Below are 17,861 nucleotides of genomic sequence, written 5' to 3'. Positions count from 1 at the left end.
CGGGGGCTTTTCACGGAAGAAAGGCACCGCTCCCACCATGCCTCGATTCAGAAGACGCCTGCTCGCGGCCGCCGCGGCCGTGGGCGTTGTGGCCGCAGTCCTCTCCGCACCCGCCATCGCCTCCGCCGCCGGCCCTAACCTGGCGGCCGGCAAGACGTTCTCCGCCAGCAGCTTCACCGACGTCTATCCGGCCGGTAACGCCGGGGACGGCAACGCGAACACGTACTGGGAGAGCCAGAACAACGCGTTCCCGCAATGGCTGCAGGTCGACCTCGGCTCGGCCGTCTCGGTCAACCAGGTCGTCCTGAAACTGCCCCCGGCCAGCTCCTGGGCGACCCGCACCGAGACGCTGACCATCTCCGGCTCCAGCGACGGGTCGTCGTTCAGCACGCTCAAGGCCAGCGCCGGCTACACCTTCAACCCGGCCTCGAGCAACGCCGTCACCGTCGACCTCACCACGGCCACGACCCGGTTCGTGCGACTCACCTTCACGGCCAACACCGGCTGGCCGGCCGGGCAGCTGTCCGAGCTCGAGGTCTACGGCCCGGCCACCGGCGACACCCAGGCGCCGAGCGCGCCCGGCAACCTCGCCTACACCCAGCCCGGCAGCGGGCAGATCCGGCTGACCTGGTCGGCGTCGACCGACAACGTCGGCGTCACCGGCTACGACGTGTACGCCAACGGCGTCCTGCGCACGAGCGTGGGCGCGGGCGTGCTGACCTACACCGACAGCCAGCCCGACACGGCGACCGTCGCCTACTACGTCAGGGCGAAGGACGCGGCCGGCAACGTGTCGGCGGCCAGCAACACGGTCACCCGCAACGGCACCACGCCGAACGGCACCGACCTGGCCCTCAACAAGCCGATCGAGGCGTCCTCGACGGTCTTCACGTTCGTGGCGACCAACGCCAACGACGGCAACGTGGCCACCTACTGGGAGGGCAGCGCGTACCCGGCCAACCTCACGGTGAAGCTCGGTGCCAACGCTACGGTCCAGCAGGTCGTCATCAAGCTCAACCCGGACAGCGCCTGGGGAACCCGGCAGCAGACGTTCTCGATCCAGGGCCGCGAGCAGAGCTCGTCGACCTTCACGACGCTGGTGGGCTCGGCGACGTACACCTTCAACCCGGCCTCGGGCAACACGGTGACCATCCCGGTGAGCGGAACCGCTGCGGACCTCCGACTCTCCTTCACCGCGAACACCGGCGCGCCCAGCGGTCAGGTGGCCGAGCTGCAGGTGATCGGCGTCGCCGCGCCGAACCCGGACCTCACGATCACGGGCATGTCGTCCTCGCCGGCCAGTCCGGTCGAGACCGACGCCGTGACGCTGTCGGCCACGGTCCGCAACGGCGGGACGGCCGCGTCCCCGGCTTCCAACGTCAACTTCTACCTGGGTACGACGAAGGTCGGCACCGCCGCGGTGGGCGCGATCGCCGCGGGCACGTCGGCAACGGTCTCGGCGAACATCGGCGCGCGGGACGCCGGCACCTACGCGCTGTCGTCCAAGGTGGACGAGGCCAACACCGTCGTCGAGCTCAATGAGGCCAACAACTCGTACACGTCGCCGTCGAATTTGATCGTCACGCCGGTCTCCTCGTCCGACCTGGTGGCCTCCGTGGTCTCCTGGTCGCCCGGCAACCCGGCCGCCGGCAACACGGTCACGTTCTCGGTCACCATCAAGAACCAGGGCTCGGCGGCCTCGGCCTCCGGCGCCCACGGCGTCACGCTGACCGTGCTCAACGGCTCGACGGTCGTCCGGACGCTGACCGGCTCCTACACCGGCACCCTGGCCGCGGGCGCCTCGTCGCCGGCACTGAACCTGGGCACCTGGACCGCCGTCAACGGCAAGTACACGGTTCGCACCGTCATCGCCGTCGACGCCAACGAGCTCTCGGTGAAGCAGGCCAACAACACGGCGGACAAGCCGTTCTTCGTCGGCCGCGGCGCGAACATGCCGTACGACATGTACGAGGCCGAGGACGGCGTTCTCGGCGGCGGCGCGGCGGTCGTCGGGCCCAACCGGACGATCGGCGACCTGGCCGGCGAGGCCTCCGGACGCAAGGCCGTCACCCTCAACCAGACCGGCGCCTCGGTGCAGTGGACCACCCGGGCCGCCACCAACACGATCGTCGCCCGGTTCTCCATCCCGGACGGCACGACCAGCTCGATCAACGTGTACGTGAACGGCGCCCTCAACAAGACGCTGCCGCTCACCTCGAAGTACGCGTGGCTGTACGGCAACGAGACCGCGCCGCAGAACTCGGGTTCCGACCCGCGGCACATCTACGACGAGGCGAACATCCTGCTCACCGGCTCGTTCCCGGCCGGCAGCACGATCAAGCTGCAGAAGGACAGCGGGAACTCCGGAAACATCGCGATCGACTTCATCAACCTGGAGCAGGTCGCTCCGGTCGCGAACCCGGACGCGTCCAAGTACGTGGTGCCGACCGGCTTCGACCAGCAGTCGGTGCAGAACGCGCTGGACACGGCCCGGCAGGACACCACCAAGCTCGGCGTCTACCTGCCGGCCGGTGACTACCAGGTCTCCAGCAAGCTCCAGGTGTACGGCCGGCCGATCGTCGTCACCGGCGCGGGCCCCTGGTACACCCGCTTCTTCGCCCCGTCCACGCAGACCGAGACCGACGCCGGCTTCCGGGCCGACGCGGGCGCGAACGGCTCGACGTTCTCGAACTTCGCGTACTTCGGCAACTACACGATCCGCATCGACGGCCCCGGCAAGGTCTTCGACTTCTCCAACGTCAGCGGCATCACGATCGACAACATCTGGGCCGAGCACGTGGTCTGCCTGTACTGGGGCGCGAACACCGACAACATGGTGATCAAGAACTCGCGCATCCGGGACACGTTCGCCGACGGCATCAACATGACCAACGGCAGCACCGGCAACCTGGTCGACAACAACGAGGCCAGGGCCACGGGCGACGACTCGTTCGCGCTGTTCTCGGCGATCGACGCCGGCGGCGCCGACGAGATCAACAACACCTACCAGAACCTCACGTCGATCCTGACGTGGCGGGCGGCCGGTGTCGCGGTCTACGGCGGCTACGCCAACACCTTCAAGAACATCTACATCGCCGACACGCTGGTCTACTCGGGCATCACGATCAGCTCGCTGGACTTCGGATACCCGATGAACGGCTTCGGCGCCAGCCCGCCGACGGTCTTCGACAACATCTCGATCGTCCGGGCCGGCGGCCACTTCTGGGGCGCGCAGACCTTCCCGGCGATCTGGATCTTCAGCGCGTCGAAGGTCTTCCAGGGCATCCGGGTCTCGAACGTCGACATCATCGACCCGACGTACTCCGGAATCATGTTCCAGACCAACTATGTCGGCGGCCAGCCGCAGAACCCGATCAAGGACACCACGTTCACCAACATCACGATCAGTGGCGCCCAGAAGAGCGGTGACGCCTTCGACGCCAAGTCCGGCTTCGGCCTCTGGGCCAACCCGCTGCCCGAGTCGGGGCAGGGCCCGGCGGTCGGCTCGGTCACCTTCACCAACCTCCAGTTCAGCAACAACTTCCGGGACATCGAGAACCAGACGACGACGTTCACGATCGTCCGCAACTAGCCCGCTCCCGAGGTAAGGAAGGGCCCGCTGACCGTCCCCGCGGGCCCTTCCGCCTGTGTAGGTTGCCTCCATGGAACACGTCACCCTCCCGGACGGCCGCACCCTCGAATACCTGGTGGAGGGACCGTCCGCGGCGATCCCGCTGGTCCTGCACCACGGCACCCCGTCCGGCACCGTCCGCTACGCCCCCATCTTCGACGAGGCCCTGAGCCAGGGCTTCCGGGTCGTGCAGGCCAGCCGGCCCGGCTACGCGACCTCCACCCCGCACCCCGGCCGCATCGTGGCCGACGTCGCCGCCGACACGGCCGCCCTGCTCGACGCGATCGGCGCCACCACCTTCGTCACCGTCGGCTGGTCGGGCGGTGGGCCGCACGCGCTGGCCTGCGCCGCCCTGCTTCCGGGCCGCTGCCTCGCGGCGGCCACCATCGCCGGCGTCGCGCCGTACCGGGCCGAGGGCCTCGACTGGCTGGCCGGCATGGGCGAGGAGAACGTCGAGGAGTTCGGCGCCGCCGTGGCCGGTCCCGAGCCGCTGAACGCCTTCCTGTCGACGGCCGCGTCGGCGATGGCGCAGGTCGAGCCGGCCGAGCTGATCGAGGCGTTCGGCGACCTCATCTCCGAGGTGGACAAGAAGACCCTGGTCGGCGGCTTCGCCGAGTACCTCGCGGCGTCGTTCCGGGAGGCGGTCTCCCGGGGTGTCGCGGGCTGGCGGGAGGACGACCTCGCCTTCGTCCAGGAGTGGGGGTTCCCGCTCGCGGGCATCACGGTCCCGCTGTCGCTGTGGCAGGGCGACCAGGACCGGATGGTGCCGTTCGAGCACGGGCGCTGGCTGGCGGCCCACCTGCCGTCGGCCGAGGTCCACCTGGTTCCGGGCGAGGGGCACCTCTCCCTGATCGCCAACTTCGGGGCGATCGTCGGCTACCTGCGCTCGCACGCCGCGGCCTGAGTCTCGCTCGCGGGCGCCACTGTGGACACAGCGGGCAATCGGCGGGACCGATTGTCCGCTATCCTGGCCGCACTCGTCGGGCGGAACAGGGGGAACTCACGGTGACGGACGACCAGATTTCCAAGTTGGACACCGGGGTGCCGCATTCGGCCCGGCTGTGGAACTACTGGCTCGGCGGGAAGGACAACTTCGCGTCCGACCGGGCCGCCGGCGACGAGATCGCCCGGCGATTCCCCTCGATCATCGACCTCGCCGTCGCCGACCGGGCGTTCCTGAAGCGTGTCGTGCGGTTCCTCGTCGCCGACCAGGGGATCCGGCAGATCCTCGACATCGGGACCGGCCTGCCCACGGCCGACAACACCCACGAGGTCGCGCAGGGGATCGCGCCCACCACGCGGGTCGTCTACGCCGACAACGACCCGCTCGTCCTCACGCACGCGCGGGCGCTGCTGACCGGCACCTCCGAGGGGCGGACGGACTACATCGAGGGCGACCTCAACCGGCCCGCCGAGATCCTGGCCGCCGCCACCCGCACCCTCGACTTCCGCGAGCCGGTCGCGGTCACACTGCTCGGCATCGTGCACTTCATCCTCGACTTCGAGGAGGCGCGCTCGGTGATCCGGGAACTCGTGGACGCGTTGCCGTCCGGCAGCTACCTGACGATCGCGCACGGGTGCAACGACATCAACCGCGCCGAGGCGGACGACATCGTCGGCTTCTGGAACGAGCACGGTACCCCGAAGATCGTCTATCGCAGCGCGGCCGAGATCGGGCAGTTCTTCGACGGGCTCGAGCTGCTCGAGCCCGGGATCGTGCCGTGCTCCCGGTGGCGGCCCGGGCCCGGCGACCCGGACATCGACGTCAACCAGTACTGCGGCGTGGGCCGTAAGCCGTAGCTCAACCCAGCAGGTCCCACCGGTTGCCGGCGATGTCGAGGAAGACGGCGACCCGGCCGTACGGCTCGTCGCGCGGTTCCCGGACGAAGGTGACGCCGGCCGCGACCATCCGGCGGTGGTGCGCCTCGAAGTCGTCCACGCGGAGGAAGAACCCGACGCGGCCCGCGGTCTGGTTGCCGATCGCCGCGCGCTGGTGATCGCCGTCGGCCCGGGCCAGCAGAAGGCCGGTCCGGGCGTCGGGCGGGCGGACCACCACCCAGCGCTTGGCGTGCCCGTCGGTGGTGGTGGCGGGGGAGTCCTCGATCAGCTCGAAGCCGAGGACGCCGGTGAAGAAGGCGATGGCGGGGTCGTAGTCGTCCACGACGATCGTGATGAGCTCGATCTGCACCTGGACGACCCTACGGCCACGGATCAGACCTCGACCGGCGTGAGGTCGGGCAGCGCGGCGGCCGGCTCGGCGGCCCGCGTGCGGCGGCGAGCGGTGGGGACCAGGAGCGCGACCGCGATGGCGGCGACGGCCACGACGGCGAGGATCAGGAAGGCCTCGGTGTAGCCGGACTCGGCGGGGAGACCGGCGGGGGTCACGTGGCCGGCGACGATCGAGCTGACGATGGCGGTGCCGATGGAGGCGCCGATGGTGCGGATGTTGGTGTTCATGCCGGAGGCCGCGCCGGTCTGGTGCATCGGGACGCTCTGCACGATCAGGCTGATCATCGAGGAGTAGACCAGGCCCAGGCCGATGCCGAAGACGCCGCCGGCCAGCGCGACCAGGGGCCGGGTGCCGTGCTCGGTCGCCAGCGACAGGCAGGAGAGCGCGGCCAGCGCGGAGCCGGCCACCAGCTGGATCTTGCTGCTGATCCAGCGGGTCAGCGGGCCGCTCAGCGAGCCGAAGACGGCCATCGTGACCATCATCGGGAGCATCAGCAGGCCGGCCTCGGTGACGCTCGCGCCGAAGCCGTAACCGGTCGAGCTCGGGACCTGCATGAGCTGCGGCAGGAAGGCGAAGATGCCGAACATCGTGGCGCCGAACAGGAGCGCGACGAGGTTGGTGGTCCAGACCGCGGGCAGGCGCATCATCCGCATGTCGATCAGTGGGTTGGCCGAGCGGAGCTCCGCGACGAACCAGGTGATGAGCAGGACGACGGCCAGCGTGAGCAGTCCGATCGTGCGGCCGGAGCCCCAGCCCCAGGTGGTGGCCTTGCTCAGCGGGAGCAGGAGGGCGACCAGCCAGCCGGAGAGGAGCACGGCCGCGAGCCAGTTGACGCGGCCGGGGCTGCGGTGCGGCGACGGCGGGATGACGAACTTCGCGACCACGCCGACCAGCGTGACGACGATCATCGGGATCCAGAACAGCCAGCGCCAGCTGAGGACGCCGACGATCGGGCCGGCCAGGACGATGCCGAGGCCGCTGCCGGTGGCGATGACCGCGGCCATGATGCCGACGGCCGAGGTCACGCGCTGCGGCGGGAACTCGTCGCGGATGATGCCGAACGAGACCGGGAAGATCGCGCCGCCGAGGCCCTGCAGGACGCGGGCGACGATGAGGACGCCGATGGTCGGGGCGATCGCGGCCAGCAGGCAACCGACCGCGATGGAGGCGAGGGCGACGAGCAGGGCCCGGTCCTTGCCGATCATGTCGGCGATGCGCCCCATGAGCGGGGTGGCCACCGACGCGGCCAGCAGCCAGGCGGTGAGCACCCACGTGACCGTGCCGGTGTCGGTGTGCAGGTCGTGCTGGATGGTCGGGAGCACCGGCGTCACCAGCGACTGCATCAGCGCGAACGCGGCGGCGGCGGCCGAGAGCACGCCGAAGGTCTGATAAAGTCGAGGCATGCCTCCACATTAGCGGAGGGGGGCCTCCGGTTCGCAAGAGCGGGGCCGGGTGGTTTTGGTGAGGAGGATCTCCATGGCGGACGTTCCCGTCGTCGTGGCCGGCGTGCGGCGACCGACTCGGGCCGATGCTCGCCGGAACTTCGACGCGCTGCTGGACGCGGCGCGGGCGGCCTTCGCGGAGAACGGGACGGATGCCTCGCTGGAGGACATCGCCCGGCGGGCCGGCGTGGGGATCGGCACCCTCTACCGAAATTTCCCGACGCGCCAGGACCTGTTCGAGGCGGTCTACGTCTCCGAGATCGAGCAGCTCGCGGAGGCCGCCGAGGCGGTGTCCGATCTGCCCCCTTGGGAGGCTCTCGCCGCTTGGCTCCGGCGCTTTGTCGTCTATGTGGGGACAAAACGGGCGATCATCGAGGCGCTCAACCGGGAGTCGGAGATGTTCGCCTCGTGCCGGAAGGCGATGTACGCGGCGGGGGAACCGCTTTACGTGCGGGCCCAGGAGGCGGGTGTGGTCCGCAGGGACGCCACCTTCGACGACGTGCTGCGACTGGTCTCGGGCCTGACGTCGGCCTCGTTCGTGGACGACGCGCAGAAGGAACGGGTCCTGGCCCTGGCCCTGGACGGCCTGCGGGTCTGACCGGCCCTCAGAGGCGGACGGCGGTGCCGGTGCGGGCGCTCTGGCGGGCCGCGTCGAGCACGGTCATGTTGCGAAGGACGTCCGACGGGTCGACCGGGAGCGGGCCCTCGCCGCGGACGGCCTTGGCGAAGGCGGGGTAGAACGAGTCCCAGCGGCCGCGCTCGGTGGGGACCGGAGCGCTGGTCGGGCCGTGGTACAGGCGGCCCCAGGCGTGCTCGGGCTCGACTCCCCAGCGGTCGCCGAGGGTGGCGGGGGATCGGCCCGCCTTGAGCAGTGCCTCCTGGCCGTCCATGCCGTCGATGCCGTTGACGATGTAGGTGCCGGTCGAGCCGCTCACCCGGAAGCGCGGGCCCGGGGCGGCCTGGCGCCAGCTGCCCCACAGGTGGGACTCGACGCCGCTGACGTGGTGCAGCGCCACGAAGAAGTCGTCGTCGAGGTCGCCGTTGCCGCGGATCTCCGCGTACACCCGCACGGCCGGACCGTGCAGCAGATGGGCCTGATCGACGAGGTGCGACCCGAAGTCGAGCAGCGTGCCCCCGCCGGCGGCCGGCACCTTGCGTTCCGGGGCCCACCGCTCGAAGCGCGACTCGAACCGCCGGACCGTGCCGAGCCTGCCCTCGGAGATCAGCTTGCGGACGGTCAGCAGATCGGAGTCCCATCGCCGGTTCTGGTAGACGCTGAGCAGCACACCGGCGTCGGCGGCGGCCCGCACGACGTCCTGCGCCGTGGCCGCGTCGAGCGTGAACGGCTTGTCCACCACCACTGCCAGCCCCAGCGCGATCGCCTCGAGCGCGACCTCGGCGTGCGTGGCCGCCGGCGTGGAGATCGACACGGCCTCGACCCCGGCCGCGGCCAGGGCGGCCAGCGAGTCGTACGCGGTCGCGGTCGGATGCTGAGCGGCCAGTTCGGCCCGGCGCTCGGCCGACGTGGTGACAACGCCGACAAAGTCGACGTTCTCCGCCGACGCCAGCAGCGGGGCGTGGAAGATCCGCCCGCCCGTCCCGTAGCCGACAAGCCCGAACTTGACCGCGTCACTCATTCCGAAGAGATTGCCACAACGTTGCCACCCCCGCCGATCAAGGGGTCAGGTGGCCACCGGCTGGGCCGCCGGGGCGAAGGACTCGATGCGGTTCTTGCCGGCCGCCTTCGCCGCGTACATGGCCATGTCGGCGCGGCGGCTCAGCTCGGTGACGGTCAGGCCGGGCTCGGCCACCGCCACGCCGATGCTCGCGCCGATCGTCACGGTGGCGGCGGTCAGCATGAAGGGGGCGGCCAGCGCGTCGCAGAGCTGCTCGGCGATCCGTTCCGCCTCGAGCGGGTCGGCCAGGTCGGGCAGCAGGACCGCGAACTCGTCGCCGCCGAGCCGTGCCGCCAGCCCGCGGCCGGTGGTCACGGTGGTCATCCGCGCCGCCACCTGGATCAGCAGCTCGTCGCCGGCCGCGTGCCCGTGACAGTCGTTGACCCGCTTGAAGTCGTCCAGGTCGACGTTGAGCAGCGCGGCGACGGCCGTCCGGCCGTCGCCGGCCAGGTCGAGCGCCCGGTCGACGGCGCCGACGAACTTCGCCCGCCCCGCCAGCTGCGTCAGGTGGTCGTGGTGCGCGCGGTGTTCGAGCTCGGCGTGCGCGAGGCAGACCTTCTCGGCGAGGACGACCTGGTGCGACAGGTTGCGCAGGGAGTCCAGCACCTCGGCCGGGATGCGCCGGCGACCGCCGACGGCGATGAAGGCGTCGGCCACCGCGGGGTCGGCGCCCAGCGAGTCGAGCTCCCACACGCGGAAGCCGGGCACCAGCGAGTCGAGGAACTCCCGATCCCCGGTGACGACGTCGCCCAGCAGACGGCCCTGCACGCCGGGCGGGGCTCCGATCGCGGTGGTCACGACGAAGCCCTCGGGGCGGCGGCGCAGCACGACCAGGGCGATGCCGGGCGAGAGGGCGACCACCTCCTCGGCCGTGCGGCGGCCGATGATGCGGACCTCGTCGCTGTCGACGACGCCCATCATCGCGAGGCCGGCCCGGGCCAGGAGCGCATCCCGGGCGGCCGCCCGTTCCTGCCGCAGCAACGCCACATAGATGCCGCGGGTCAGCACGGCCATCAGCAGCACCTGCGGCAGGACGCCGATGATCGTGGGCGAGTTCCAGGCCATCGGGCGGTCGCCGGACATCGGGGAGATCGCGACCGCGACCGGGATGGCGATCATCCCGCCCACCACCCGGGCCACCCAGAGGGCGGTCGAGCCGTACAGCGACAGGACGATCGTGGACGCCAGGGCGAGCGCGGTCGTCGCCACCGGGTCGAAGAGGCCGGCGCCGCCGATGGCGACCAGCACCGGCACCGGGATCAGCGTCAGCCAGCCCGAGCGGCCGCGCACGAAGGTGCCGATCAGGATGAGGAAGGTCGCCAGGATGCAGGCGGCGGCGAGCCGGCTGTACTCGGGCGAGCGCAACACGTTGCCCAGCTGAGGGAACTCGGTGAGCATCGCGAGACCGCCGATGGCGACGGCCACCAGCCGGGTCCGGTTGAGGCTGCCCTCGGGGCGCGGCAAGCGCCGCATCCAATGCTTGCTCAGCAACACCCAGTTTTCTTCGGCCGGGCCCGGCCTCACTTGAGTGCGTGTAGTGATCCTTCCTGTCGGATGAGTGACCCCTGCCAGCGGAAAGTGCTCCCCGTGAGTCAACATTTGCCGCATGAAGCCCGCGCAGATGGAACGCACCCCCTTCGCTGACCTCGACAGTCAGCCCAGCGAGATGACTGCCATGCTGCTCGCCGCGCTCGAGGCGATGGGCCGGCACCCCGAGATCAGGCGGGTGCGCCAGACCGCCATGCAGGCCATGCGGCCTCAGCCTGGGGAAAGGCTGCTGGACGCGGGCTCCGGCGCCGGCGACGTGGCGCGGTGGCTCGCCACCGCGGTCGGCAGTGCGGGCGAGGTCGTCGCGCTCGACTCCTCGGCCGCCACCATCGCGGCGGCCGTCCAGCGGCACGACGGCAGCAACGTCAGATACATGACCGGCGATGTCTCGGCGATGACCCTGCCCTCCGACAGCTTCGACGGCGTGTGGTGCGAGCGGGTGCTCCAGCACGTCACCGACGCGGACGCGGCGCTCGACGAGATGATCCGGGTGACGCGGCCCGGCGGGCGGGTCTGCCTCGTCGACACCGATTGGGAGTCGCTCGCCTTCGACGGGGTGCCGGCCCGGCTCGCCGGCACGGTCGTGACGCACATGCACGGCCGCCTCACACCCTGGAAACGCGACATGGGCCGTACGCTGCGCCGCCGGCTGATCAGCGCCGGGCTCGGCGACGTCACGGCCACCCCCGTCACCTGCGTCTTCGGCGACCCGGCGTCGGCCGCCGTGGTCCTGCCCATGGTCAACCCGATCGTCCCCGAAGAGGCGTGGGCGACGCCCCCGGGCGTACGGGATGAGTGGTTTTCGTATGTCGATGCGGCCGGTGCCCGCGGGGACTTCCTGGCGATCCTGACGATCTGGGTGGTAACCGGCCGTGTTGTCTGAACCGGCGCCTCAGCCATCGGTCCGGCGCCAGTACTGCCGTTTGCGGTCGTCGCGGACGACATAGCCCAGCCGGCCCAGCTCGGCCCGCAGCTCGCGTCGGTCGCCGTCGTCGCCGGAGTCGAGCGCCTTCTGCCGGGCGGCGAACAGGGCGTGGGCGGCGGCCGGAAGCTCGGGCAGGCCGGGCACCCAGCGCCGGTAGGACGACAGGTACGGGTCCTGATCGGCCCAGGCGATGCCGTTGCGGGTGAAGGCGTCGCGGAGCCGGCCACGCGACAGGTGTGACGGCTCGCGGGCCAGTTCCCGGCCGGTCGGGCCGAGCAGCATCAGCTCGTCGCGGTCGGCGAAGGCGACGGCCACGCCGGACCGGGGAACGGCAACGGTCGCGCCGGGACGGGACAGGACGACCTCGGCCGGGGTGATCCGGACGGTCAGCGACTCACGGTCGGCCAGGGCGGCCAGGATCAGGCCGAGGACGACGCCGAGCGCCGGCACCGCGATCGAGGCGGCCGGCTGCGGCAGCTCGCGCGCCAGGCGGAGCGGGCCCGGCAGCGGCAGCCACGCCAGCGAGAGAAGCCAGGCGACCGCGAGAAGCAGTGCGGCGCCGACGGCGGGAAGTCCGAGCCACAGGAGGACCCGCGCCCACCGCGGGGTCGGGACGATCGACGTCGGTTCGAGCACGGGCCGAAGTCTTCGGCACGGGTGGGCCGTCGCGATACCGACTGAGGTCGACGTTCGATCGACCAAAGTCGACTGCCCACGGCGCGGCCCCGCCGGTAGCGTCGAGGGCATGGAACGCCGGGGCGTACGCGGGTGGCTGCTGGAGGTCTTCCTCGCGGTCCTCGCCATGCTGCTCGGGATCTTCTTCGTGACTCAGTCGGTGTCCGAGGGCAACGCGGCCCCGATCGCGGTGGAGGCGGTCGCGGGCGTCCTCTCCTTCACCGGCCTCGTGCTCTTCCGGCGCAACCATCCGGTGGGGCTGACCCTCGCGCTCATCCCGGCCGGCATCCTGCTCGGCATGCCGATGGGCGCCAGCCCGATCGCGCTGTTCTCGGTGGGGCTGCACCGCCCGGCCCGGGTCACGATCGCGCTGGCGGCCCTGCACGCCGCGGTCACCGCGGTGATCTACGGCCTGGTGCTGGGCCTGACCCGCACCTACTACGAGTCGGTCGCCTTCGTGGTGCTGCTGCACGTCAGCCTGGTCGCGGTGGCCATGGTGATCCGCGCGCACCGCCAGCTGGTCGGCGCCTGGGCCGAGCGGGCCCGGCAGGCCGAGGAGGGCCAGCGGCTGCGTATCGAGCAGGCCCGGCTCGCCGAGCGGGAGCGGATCGCCCGCGAGATGCACGACGTTCTCGCCCACCGGGTCTCGCTGCTGGCGCTGCACGCCGGCGCGCTGGAGGTGCGGCGTGACGCGCCCGCCGACGAGCGGCAGGCGGCCGGCGTGATCCGGCAATGCGCGCACGACGCCCTGGAAGATCTGCGGATGCTGCTGAGCATGCTGCGGGCGCCGGCGGAGGACCGGCCGCAGCCGACGCTCGGCGACGTGCCCGCCCTGGTCGAGCAGTCCCGCCTGGCCGGCGCCGACATCACCTTCACGATGACCGGCGACGACGAGGCCGGCGAGGACGACGTCCCCGGGCAGACCGGCCGGCACGCGTACCGGATCGTCCAGGAGGCGCTGACCAACGCGCTCAAGCACGCGCCCGGCGCGCGGGTGCGGGTCGAGGTCGACGTCGACCGGTCGCGCGGGCTCGACCTCCGGGTCGGCAACGACCTCGTGTGGGACAACCCGGTCCGGCGCGGCGGTGCCGAGGCGATCCCCGGGGCCGGCGCGGGGCTGGCCGGGCTGCGGGAACGGGTCCAGCTGGTCGGCGGCCGGCTCGAGCACGGGCCCACCCCGGCCGGAGAGTTCAGCCTGCGAGCGTGGCTTCCATGGCAGACCTGACCCCGCCGGTACGGGTGTTGATCGTCGACGACGACGCGCTGGTGCGGTCGGGGCTGTCGATGATGCTGGGGGCGTTCGACGAGATCGAGGTGGTGGGTGCCATCTCGGACGGGGCGGAAGTGGCGGCGGCGGTCAACACGCATCGGCCGCAGGTGGTGCTGATGGACATCCGGATGCCGGGGATCGACGGGCTCTCGGCCACGGCCGAGCTGCGGAGGCGGCGGGATCCGCCCGAGGTCATCGTGCTGACGACGTTCGACACCGATGAGCACGTGCGGCGGGCGATGCGGGTGGGCGCCAGCGGGTTTCTGCTGAAGCACGTGCCGCCCGCGGAGATCGCGCGGGCGGTGTGCCGGGCCGCGGCCGGGGAGCCGATCTTCACGCCCTCGGTGCTGCGGCAGGTGATGGGGCTCGCGGCGGCCGAGGCGACCGATACCGAGCGGGACGGGGCCCGGGCCGCCCTGGGCCGGTTGAGCCCCGGCGAGAGCGACGTGGCCCGCCTGATCGGGGACGGGCGCACCAACCAGGAGATCGGCGCCGCGCTGCTGATGAGCACGGCCACGGTGAAGGCGTACGTGACGCGCATCTTCACCAAACTCGAGCTCACCAACCGGGTCCAGATCGCCATCCTGGTCCACGCGGCCCGCCGCTGAGAACGAAACGGCGGGCCGGCGGCGGGTCAGTAGCCGGTGGGGACCATGCGGCTCAGGAGCTGGTCCAGGGCGACGCTGGCGAAACCGACGCGGACGTCGCTGGCGCCGTACGGGAGCCAGAGGCGGCCGTCGTGCACGAGGCCTCCGCAGGAGTAGAGGACGTTGGGGACGTAGCCCTCGCGCTCGATCTCGTCGGGGTGCATGAGGCCGTCGGGGAGGTCCGCGATGACCCGCTCGGGGTTCTCCAGGTCGAGGAGCATGGCGCCCAGCGAGTAGCGGCGCATGGGGCCCACGCCGTGGGTCAGGACCAGCCAGCCCGCCTCGGTCTCGACCGGCGAGCCGCAGTTGCCGACCTGGATCAGGTCCCAGCCGCGGTGCGGGACCAGCAGCGGGACGGCCTCCTGCCAGCGGTGCTGTTCGTCGCGGACGCTCAGGCCCAGCGTCTCGCCGTCCGAGCGGCAGAGGGCCAGCTTCCGGCCGTCCACGTAGCGCGGGAACAGGGCCATGCCCTTGTTGCGGGCGGCCGGGCCGTGCAGCTGGGTCACCTCGAAATGGCGCAGGTCGCGGGAGAAGATGACCCGGCCCGAGATGTGCCGGCCGTCGTAGGCCGTGTAGGTGGCCTGGTAGGCGAGCCGGCCGTCGGGGTCCAGGTGCTGGACGAACCGGGCGTCCTCCATGCCGTTGCTCTCGGCGCGGGTCGCGGGCCACATCACCCGCTGGTGCAGCGGGATCGCGCACGGGAACGAGACCGCGTAGTCCTCGCTGACGATATGCCGGATGCGGTCGAGCGTCTCCTGCGTCATGGGGCGGGACAGCAGCTCGGCCGGGATGTGGGTCATCACATCCTCGAACTCCTCGTCGTCGTACCGCTCGGGCAGGGCCGAGACGATGTACGCGGAGGCCTCGTTGTCGATCTCCTCGTCGATCAGGGCGGCCGAGAGCTGAAAGCGCATGTGCTTGGCGCCGACGCGCTGGCCGATCATCAGCGGGCCGTCGCGGTCCTCGAGGCGGATCGTGTCGCCGGGCCCGAGGATCGCCGAGCAGAAGCCGATCGACGAGATGTGGCCCTCGCCGATCTGCCGCATGCTCATCGCCACCCGCAGCTCACCGGGCTCCAGACCGGCCTGGTCGGGGTGCGGCACCATCGACGGGTTGCACAGCGCGGCGGCCTCGACCGAGAACTCGTGGCTGAAGTACGCGCCGATCAGCGTCCGGGCCGTCGGAGGCAGCTCGATCTCCGGCGGCACGCGGTGTTGCACCAGGTCGTAGTGGTGCTGGAACACCGACAGCAGGTCGTGATGCCGGCCCGCGAAGCGGCTCAGCACGTCGTCCAGCAACCGGGCCGTCTCCGCCTCGTCGAGCTGCAGGATGCGCTCGATCAGGCTGGAGGCCCGGTTCTGCACCATCTGGGCGTCTTCGCCGGGCACGAACAGCTTGATCACCACGCGCCGGTCGTCCGGCTGCATGACGATCTCGTGGCGAGTGATGAAGGATGTGGAATTCATGGTTGCGGTCACGCTAGGCCGCCTGACGGTCGGGTCGCGCTCCGGGTCCCCCACGTGCGGGCGTGCTGCAGCGTGGAGACAAGCGCGAGGGTGGATTCGGCTCCTTGGTTCAGATTAGGACCATCCGCCGTTAATCCGTCATAACATCCGCCGGTTAGTGGATCGTACATAACTGTCTGAGTGTCGTTATCACCCAAAAACCAGGTTATTGCCCGAAATAGTGGTTCGTCCCACCGGTCGTCGCCGGTGATGGCGGCGGCGGTGGCGCAGGCGTCGGCGGTGGCGGCGGCCTCGATCGGCTGCTGGTCGAAGCGGTGTTTGGGCCGCCCGGGGTGCCAGCCACCGACCGGGACGGTGGAGAGGTGGCCGTCGTTGTCCTGCTCGCGGCACAACCAGGAGAGCATGCGCAGGCCCGCCCGCAGCACGGGCTCGTCACCCAGCAGGTCACCGGCCGCGATCACGACCTCGGCCATGGTGGCGTTGGCGTAGGTGAGCTCCGGTGCGGGCCAGACCCAGGCCGGGTCCGGCCCGGGCAGTCCGACCGCGTCGGCGGCGTCGCGGAGCAGGGCGGCCGCGTCGGGGTCGCGCGGGTCGAGCCGCACGATCTCGGCGGCGCCCAGTCCGGCGTACGCCATCGCCCTCGGCCACGGGGAGCGTTGCCGCGCCCCCAAACGGAACGCCAGCCGGGCCTCGCGCCGGATCCAGGGCTGCGTGGAGCGCGCCGCGGCCGTGCCCAGCCCCCACAGCGCGCGCCCCCACCAGTCGCCGGTGCCCGGCTCGTCATTCCAGCGCCGGTCGTACCCCATCCGGTTGCGGAACGCGCCGTCCGGTCCCTGCGCGTGCGTGAGGAAGGCCAGGTACCGCTCGGCTAGCGTGACCACCTGCGGCGTCGGGCGCGGCTCGCGGCTGGCCACGAGCAGGCCGCGCCCGACGTCGTCGACGCAGTAGCCGTGCTCGCGCCGCACGGTGGCGTTGCGCGCGTGCTCGAGCAGCCCGGTGTCGTCGGAGAGCCGCGCGATGTGGTTGAACGAGGGCGCCGGCGCGTCGGAGAGCTGGAGGGGCGGCGGAACCAGCCGCAGGCCAACACTCATGCGGAGATGGAGGCGGCGACCGGGGCGGCCACGGCGCGCGCGGACAGCAGGCGACCGGCCAGCGACTGGTAGCGAGCCGCCACCGCCGGCCAGCGCAGCGTCGGACCGCCCGCGATGCCGGTCAGGCGTCCAGCCAATCCGGGCTCGGCGAGAAGGTGCCGGATCGCGGCGGCCATCGCCTCCGGGTCCTGGTGCGGCACCAGCAGTCCCGGGCCGTCCGCCAGCAGCTCGACCGCGTGCGGGAACTCGGTCGCCACCACCGGCACACCCGCACCGACCGCCTCGATCAGCACGCCCGAGGTGACCTGCTCGGTCGAGTCGTAGGGCAGCACCACCACGTCGGCCGAGCGGATCAGCCGGGACAGCTCGGCCTGATCCAGATACTCGTCGCGCCACACCACGTCGTCGGTCACCCCGAGCGAGCCGGCGAGGGCTTTCAAGGAGTTCCGGTACGCGTCACCGAACTGCTCGAGGACCTTCGGATGCGTGCGGCCGGCCACCGCGTAGATCGGCATTGGCGACGAATCGCGCAGCAGCGCCAGCGCCCGCAGCGCCCACTCGATCCCCTTGCCCGGGCCGAGCAGCCCCCAGGTCAGCAGGTGCGGCCGATCGTGGTCCTCACGCGGCGCGCTCTCGTGACTGCCCGCGCCGTGCGGGATCACCGAGATCTTGCGCGGGTCGACGGCGTAGCCCGCCAGCAGCCGCTTCCGGGCCGTGTCGGTCATCGTGACCACCGCGTCGGCGGTCGCGGCGATCCGCTCGAGGACCTGCCGCTGCAGCGGGTCGGGGTGGCTGAGCACGGTGTGCAGCACGACGATCGACGGGACCTTCAGGGCGCGCAGCAGCGGCAGTACCTCGGCGCCGGCGTCGCCCGGGTAGATCCCGTACTCGTGCTGGACGATCGCCACGTCGAACCGGTTGAGCGCGTTGGCCGCCGCGACCCAGCCACCGGGGTTGTCGGTGTGCCAGGTGTGCACGACGCGCGGGGCGCTCCGGTCGAGGTCGATGCCGCCGCTCACATTGTCGCTGGCGAGCAGCCGGACGACCCCGGCGCCGCCGGTCGCAATGAGCTGTGTGGCGAGTGCGGCATTGAATGTGGCCAAACCGCATTGAGTGGGCGGGTATGTGCTCAGAAAACCGAACGTGGCGGGCATGACAGGGCCTTTCTCGTATCGCGGCTGCCTTCCCGCAGCACGACTCAGCGCACGCGGACCCCGCGGTGCCGGCCGCGCGCAAACGCCATTGCTCGCTCCGGGATAA

General features: G+C 71.4%; 15 protein-coding genes. 7 read left to right on the top strand and 8 right to left on the bottom strand.

Features of this window, described 5'->3' with window-relative positions; translation table 11 throughout:
• Positions 1 to 37: 37 nt before the first annotated feature.
• The 3 genes from A3CQ_RS0131565 (at position 38) to A3CQ_RS0131555 (ending at position 5,431) form a co-directional block, all read left to right on the top strand.
• The gene (locus A3CQ_RS0131565; RefSeq protein WP_040433258.1) at positions 38 to 3,592 is read left to right on the top strand and encodes a discoidin domain-containing protein; all 3,555 of its coding nucleotides are present in this window, start codon (positions 38 to 40) and stop codon (positions 3,590 to 3,592) included.
• A 70-nt stretch (positions 3,593 to 3,662) separates the two neighbouring features.
• Positions 3,663 to 4,535 carry an alpha/beta fold hydrolase gene (locus A3CQ_RS0131560; protein ID WP_020514956.1) on the top strand — a complete coding sequence of 291 codons (873 nt, stop codon included), beginning with the start codon at positions 3,663 to 3,665 and terminating at the stop codon, positions 4,533 to 4,535.
• Positions 4,536 to 4,636: 101 nt separating this feature from the next.
• Entirely contained in the window at positions 4,637 to 5,431 is a 795-nt protein-coding gene (locus A3CQ_RS0131555) for an SAM-dependent methyltransferase (protein ID WP_020514955.1), read from the top strand.
• Between the two features lies 1 nt (position 5,432).
• On the opposite strand, the gene A3CQ_RS0131550 is transcribed toward A3CQ_RS0131555, so the two are convergent.
• Both A3CQ_RS0131550 and A3CQ_RS0131545 read right to left on the bottom strand, forming a co-directional pair.
• Positions 5,433 to 5,819: a VOC family protein gene (locus A3CQ_RS0131550; protein ID WP_020514954.1), complete on the bottom strand. Its 387-nt coding sequence runs from the start codon at positions 5,817 to 5,819 to the stop codon at positions 5,433 to 5,435.
• Between the two features lie 23 nt (positions 5,820 to 5,842).
• Positions 5,843 to 7,264 carry an MFS transporter gene (locus A3CQ_RS0131545; protein ID WP_020514953.1) on the bottom strand — a complete coding sequence of 474 codons (1,422 nt, stop codon included), beginning with the start codon at positions 7,262 to 7,264 and terminating at the stop codon, positions 5,843 to 5,845.
• Positions 7,265 to 7,337: 73 nt separating this feature from the next.
• Between A3CQ_RS0131545 and A3CQ_RS0131540 the strand changes: the two genes are divergently transcribed.
• Positions 7,338 to 7,901 (top strand): TetR/AcrR family transcriptional regulator, encoded by a 564-nt coding sequence (locus tag A3CQ_RS0131540; protein WP_020514952.1) that lies wholly within the window; start codon positions 7,338 to 7,340, stop codon positions 7,899 to 7,901.
• 7 nt (positions 7,902 to 7,908) lie between these two features.
• Here the strand turns inward: A3CQ_RS0131540 and A3CQ_RS0131535 are convergent, their stop codons facing one another.
• Both A3CQ_RS0131535 and A3CQ_RS57875 read right to left on the bottom strand, forming a co-directional pair.
• On the bottom strand, positions 7,909 to 8,940 hold the full coding sequence (locus A3CQ_RS0131535; protein ID WP_020514951.1) for a Gfo/Idh/MocA family protein: 1,032 nt from the start codon (positions 8,938 to 8,940) through the stop codon (positions 7,909 to 7,911).
• A gap of 45 nt (positions 8,941 to 8,985) precedes the next feature.
• The gene (locus A3CQ_RS57875) at positions 8,986 to 10,452 is read right to left on the bottom strand and encodes a GGDEF domain-containing protein (RefSeq protein ID WP_020514950.1); all 1,467 of its coding nucleotides are present in this window, start codon (positions 10,450 to 10,452) and stop codon (positions 8,986 to 8,988) included.
• A gap of 133 nt (positions 10,453 to 10,585) precedes the next feature.
• Between A3CQ_RS57875 and A3CQ_RS0131525 the strand changes: the two genes are divergently transcribed.
• Positions 10,586 to 11,410 (top strand): methyltransferase domain-containing protein, encoded by an 825-nt coding sequence (locus tag A3CQ_RS0131525; protein ID WP_020514949.1) that lies wholly within the window; start codon positions 10,586 to 10,588, stop codon positions 11,408 to 11,410.
• A 9-nt stretch (positions 11,411 to 11,419) separates the two neighbouring features.
• Here the strand turns inward: A3CQ_RS0131525 and A3CQ_RS0131520 are convergent, their stop codons facing one another.
• Positions 11,420 to 12,088 (bottom strand): YqeB family protein, encoded by a 669-nt coding sequence (locus A3CQ_RS0131520; RefSeq protein ID WP_020514948.1) that lies wholly within the window; start codon positions 12,086 to 12,088, stop codon positions 11,420 to 11,422.
• Positions 12,089 to 12,197: 109 nt separating this feature from the next.
• On the opposite strand from A3CQ_RS0131520, the gene A3CQ_RS0131515 reads away from it, so the two are divergent.
• Both A3CQ_RS0131515 and A3CQ_RS0131510 read left to right on the top strand, forming a co-directional pair.
• Positions 12,198 to 13,352: a sensor histidine kinase gene (locus tag A3CQ_RS0131515; protein WP_020514947.1), complete on the top strand. Its 1,155-nt coding sequence runs from the start codon at positions 12,198 to 12,200 to the stop codon at positions 13,350 to 13,352.
• Positions 13,340 to 14,005 (top strand): response regulator transcription factor, encoded by a 666-nt coding sequence (locus tag A3CQ_RS0131510; RefSeq protein WP_020514946.1) that lies wholly within the window; start codon positions 13,340 to 13,342, stop codon positions 14,003 to 14,005. The genes A3CQ_RS0131515 and A3CQ_RS0131510 overlap by 13 nt, the downstream gene beginning before the upstream one ends.
• 26 nt (positions 14,006 to 14,031) lie before the next feature.
• Here the strand turns inward: A3CQ_RS0131510 and A3CQ_RS0131505 are convergent, their stop codons facing one another.
• Genes A3CQ_RS0131505 through A3CQ_RS0131495 form a run of 3 tightly spaced genes read right to left on the bottom strand, consistent with a single transcriptional unit; the run spans position 14,032 to position 17,755 of the window.
• The gene (locus A3CQ_RS0131505) at positions 14,032 to 15,510 is read right to left on the bottom strand and encodes a glycoside hydrolase family 130 protein (RefSeq protein WP_020514945.1); all 1,479 of its coding nucleotides are present in this window, start codon (positions 15,508 to 15,510) and stop codon (positions 14,032 to 14,034) included.
• Positions 15,511 to 15,518: 8 nt separating this feature from the next.
• Positions 15,519 to 16,601: a hypothetical protein gene (locus A3CQ_RS0131500; protein WP_020514944.1), complete on the bottom strand. Its 1,083-nt coding sequence runs from the start codon at positions 16,599 to 16,601 to the stop codon at positions 15,519 to 15,521.
• Positions 16,598 to 17,755, bottom strand: a complete 1,158-nt coding sequence (locus A3CQ_RS0131495) for a glycosyltransferase (protein WP_020514943.1) — start codon at positions 17,753 to 17,755, stop codon at positions 16,598 to 16,600. Before A3CQ_RS0131495 ends, A3CQ_RS0131500 begins: the two co-directional genes overlap by 4 nt.
• Positions 17,756 to 17,861 lie beyond the last annotated feature (106 nt).

Origin of the sequence: Paractinoplanes globisporus DSM 43857 (assembly GCF_000379645.1) — a bacterium.
Classification (GTDB): Bacteria; Actinomycetota; Actinomycetes; order Mycobacteriales; family Micromonosporaceae; genus Actinoplanes; species Actinoplanes globisporus.
Note: the sequence above shows the minus strand (reverse complement) of the source record. Positions and strands in the feature narration are given on the sequence as shown.